3 protein-coding genes are annotated in these 2,616 nt (G+C 59.9%); 1 reads left to right on the top strand and 2 read right to left on the bottom strand.

The window, feature by feature from the left end; all coding sequences use genetic code 11:
• A partial coding sequence (locus VMT30_08850; protein HVQ45036.1) for a hypothetical protein occupies positions 1-188 on the top strand: 188 nt, incomplete at its 5' end.
• Between the two features lie 116 nt (positions 189-304).
• Here the strand turns inward: VMT30_08850 and VMT30_08845 are convergent.
• Both VMT30_08845 and VMT30_08840 read right to left on the bottom strand, forming a co-directional pair.
• The gene (locus VMT30_08845; GenBank protein HVQ45035.1) at positions 305-1,639 is read right to left on the bottom strand and encodes an IS5 family transposase; all 1,335 of its coding nucleotides are present in this window, start codon (positions 1,637-1,639) and stop codon (positions 305-307) included.
• 199 nt (positions 1,640-1,838) lie between these two features.
• Positions 1,839-2,616: DUF4145 domain-containing protein (locus VMT30_08840; GenBank protein HVQ45034.1), on the bottom strand; the 778-nt coding region annotated here is incomplete at its 5' end.

Below are 2,616 nucleotides of genomic sequence, written 5' to 3'. Positions count from 1 at the left end.
GTTTATTTGGCAATGAATTGGAAGACGACTGGACTACTCGCGATGGGATTATCACGCAGTTACATCTATTGATCGGTCGGAAAATTGTTACGGGTGTGGCAAAGCGGTTTCCTGCAGCAAATCGTTTCGCGCCGAGATACTCTTCATGGTACGATATGCACGCAGCGCTGTCTCTGGAGCCGGATTAGCACGGATGCAGGCAAGCTCCGCTGTGACCTTCTCAATCCGGAACATTTACACGGATGAACAAGGCCGTCTTCATAGATCAATTTGTCCTCCGTGAAGAACGCGGACGACCGCTGATTTAAGCGATCTTTTGAGCCGGGACAGTTTCGGCGAAGGCCCGGATGATGGCACGCAAGAGTTCTGCGAGCCACCGCAGGAGCAGGCCGAAGTTGTAGCCGGCAGCGGCGAGGACGGCGTTGATGCGGTCGCCGACGCGGCCTTTGAGATAGTTGCGGTCCATGCGGTGCTCGGCCTTGACGTGGCCGATGACGGGCTCGACAGCCGCACGACGCTTCATCTCGCGCCGGATGGAAGCCGTGACGCGGCGGACCTGCCCCGAGATCCAGACCCTGAGCCGGTGCGGGTGGTTGTGGCCGCGGTACCCTTTGTCGACATGGATGCGGCGAGCCTCCACGCCGGTGAGCTTCTCCATGTCGGCGACCACAGGGCCGAGCGTGTGCCCGTCGAAGGGATTGCCGTGCAGCGCCTTGGCATGGAGCACGAACTGTCCGCCCTTCGGGGACGTCACGGGGGTGGCGATACTGACCTTGCAGCCGAACTCGTAAGGCGCGCGGGCTTTCCCCTTGCCGATGCACTCGACCTCCGGCGCATGTAACGCATAGACCTTGGGGCCGCGCTGATGCTGATCCTGGCTGCGCACCCGCTGCGCCAGATCGAGTAGCGGGCCGAAGCGAGCTTCCAGCGCCGCATCGCCATCAATCTTGCGGCGGATGTCGCGGATGATCCGGCCAAGTCGCGTCCGCAGGAACTTGAGTTGGCGCCGGGCGCGCTTGAACTGATGAGCGTGGGTATAGCGGCCCACCATGATGGCGGCGCGCTTGGCCAGGCGCAGATAGCTCTGGCGCAGCGGCACACGGTTGCGCTTGGCGAGCCCGACGAGCTTGGTGATGGCCCGATGCATCAGCCGCGCGTCGGTCGGATGCGCAACGGCCTTTGGCTGCACCGTGGTATCGACCGCCACTCGCTCCAGGTCCTTGGGACCGATGGCGCCAGTCTTGTGCGCCACCGACAGACTTTCCTGGATCAGCGCGACGAGCTGCTCCTCGCCGAGCCGCTGGCGCCAGCGCGTCATCGACGATCGATCGAACGGCAGCCGGTGGCAGAAGCTCAACTCGCCGCAAAAGTATTGGTAATAGGGGTTCTCGATCCAGCGGGCGCACAGCACCTCATCCGAGAGATTGTGCATGTGCTTCAGGATGAACAGGCCGGCGACAAGCCGCGTCGGCAGACCAGGCTGCCCCGGACCGGTTTGGCACACCGAACCAAAGCGGTCATCCAGAAACTTCCAGTCGATCAGCGCCGCCAACCGCACCAGCGGATGGCCCATGTCGATGATTTGATCGAGGGCCGGAAGCAACAGGTCTTTCTGACGATCATCCCGCGGTTTGCTCATCGCCTTCCCCAATGCCGATGACCCGCCGTCAGGGAATCACGAATCGCTCGAAAGCAAAATCCCAAAACGCAAGAAAGCGCGGCCCAACACCCGGCTTTCCTGCAAAATCGAATACTTTATCGAGACAACTTCTGCCTATCGCTCAGGCCGATCTGCATTCTTCACGGACGACTCGTGACCATGCGGGTTTTCCCGTTTCCTAATCTATTGTCGGTTCATCACTCGGTGGCGCGATCTGTTTGGGCGTGTCGCGTTTTTCGATCTCGGCCTTGACGGTATCCGGCACGACCGCTTCGAACAGATCTTCGATGTGCTTCTTCTGCGTTATCTGGGTCTCGACGATCAAGTTCACGAGTCCGAACAACTGTGTCGCAACGGTCTTGTCGTCGTCCCAATCGATCTGGCCCGGGTGGACTGCATCGTTCCCTGCTACGCGCACAACGTCGAGCGCCTTCTGTATCCGCGTATCGAGCCCCTTTGCCACGAGGCTGGCGATGTCGTTGTTGATATTCTTGCCCTTCTCCCCGAGGTGCGGCATGAGCTTTTGAACACAGAGGCGGAGGAGAGCTGCAGCGCCTCTCGGCGACTTGTCCAAAATATCGTTCGCTTCGAGGACGATCGCTGTCACGTCTGCCGGCATTTCTTCCACCGGCGCGATCGACACATCGCCGTGCGGATAGATGAGTTCATCCGCCCGCCAGATCGCGAGGCCTTCGCAACTAAAGCACATGCTGAGATGAACGTTCATTAGGTGCTTGTTGAGGCTGCTCCAGCCTCCTTCCTCTTCAAAGAACACTTCTCTAGTGAGCATCCTTTCCAGAAGTTTCAGGGTCGACTCTTCAAGCTGTTTGGCCCTCTCGGCGTCCTCGACCTTGCGTGCGTTTGGAAAAAACGGACCCCCGTCCTTGTCGTGTCGTTGAGCAAACAACTTAAACCACGTCTGATGGGCTAGCGCACCGCAGTCGGGGTGCGGGCAA

The sequence above is a fragment of the Candidatus Saccharimonadia bacterium genome (assembly GCA_035544015.1).
Taxonomy (GTDB): Bacteria; Patescibacteriota; Saccharimonadia; order UBA4664; family UBA4664; genus UBA5169.
The sequence above is the reverse complement of the archived record's forward strand: the minus strand, read 5'-3'. Positions and strand labels throughout refer to the sequence as shown.

What these genes read in the sequence shown, in the direction of transcription:
- VMT30_08845 (HVQ45035.1), bottom strand. Translation starts at nt 1,639, where the DNA reads ATGAGCAAACCGCGGGATGATCGTCAGAAAGACCTGTTGCTTCCGGCC.